The organism is Pseudoalteromonas luteoviolacea NCIMB 1942 (assembly GCF_001625595.1).
In the GTDB taxonomy this organism is placed as follows: Bacteria; Pseudomonadota; Gammaproteobacteria; order Enterobacterales; family Alteromonadaceae; genus Pseudoalteromonas; species Pseudoalteromonas luteoviolacea_A.
Genome location: NZ_AUXT01000125.1, coordinates 1 through 951, shown reverse-complemented (window position 1 = coordinate 951; position 951 = coordinate 1). Strand labels below are relative to the sequence as shown.

At 42.6% G+C, this 951-nt stretch carries 1 protein-coding gene; it reads left to right on the top strand.

Features of this window, described 5'->3' with window-relative positions:
• On the top strand, positions 1-915 hold a 915-nt coding region (locus tag N482_RS07040; protein ID WP_196765323.1), incomplete at its 5' end, for a transposase.
• Positions 916-951: the final 36 nt, after the last annotated feature.

Here is a 951-nt window from a genome sequence, read left to right as displayed (position 1 = left end):
CAGTTTTTAGCCACACATCAAGAAAAAACAGGCAGTAAAGGCAAGCCAGTTAAAAGTAATATCACTGACCCAGACAGCGCAAAAATGACCACCTCAAAAGGCACTATTCAAGGCTACAACGGCATTGCGATAAATGATGATAAGCACCAAATTATATTGCAAGCACAAGCTTGGGGTTCGGTGGGCGAGCAACAAACACTGCAGCCAGCCGTTACGCAATTAAAACAACAGCTTGATAAATTGAACACAGATACACCTACAGACGAACACACAATTAAGTTCACCGCTGACAGTGGCTTTAACAGCGAAGCGAACCTCGAATTCATGGCGCAAAGCGGCTTTGATACTTACATAGCCGATAACCAATTTAGAAAACGCAACCCACTGTTTAAGGAGAGCGAAACCTATGAAACAGAGCAAGAAAAACGCAGATTAAAACGCAGTAAAGGCAAGCCGCGGTTATTTACCTCAGCCGATTTTCATTATGATGAAGTAACACAAACCTGCCGCTGCCCCGCAGGCAATGAGATGTGGCGGAGCGGCATTAATGTAAACAGCCATAACCAACAATACACACGATTCTGCGGTTACTTAAAAGACTGTAAAGTCTGCCCCCTGCAACAACAATGTATGCGAAAACCGCCGATAAAAACAGGCAGACAAGTGCAGTTTAAGAATGATGAATCACGCAAAAAAGTCAGTTTCATCGACAAAATGAAAGTGAAAATAGACAGCCCAATGGGGCGACGACAATATAGTAAGCGACTTGGCTGTATAGAACCTGTATTCGGGAATATTACAGTGAACAAAGGCATAAATAAACTGACCTTGCGCGGACAAACGAAAGTGAATGCCCAGTGGCAACTGTATTGCTTGGTTCATAATATCGAAAAACTGCAAAACAAAATGGATTAAAGGGGACCCTTTTTAACCTTAAAAAAGAAGCAACTC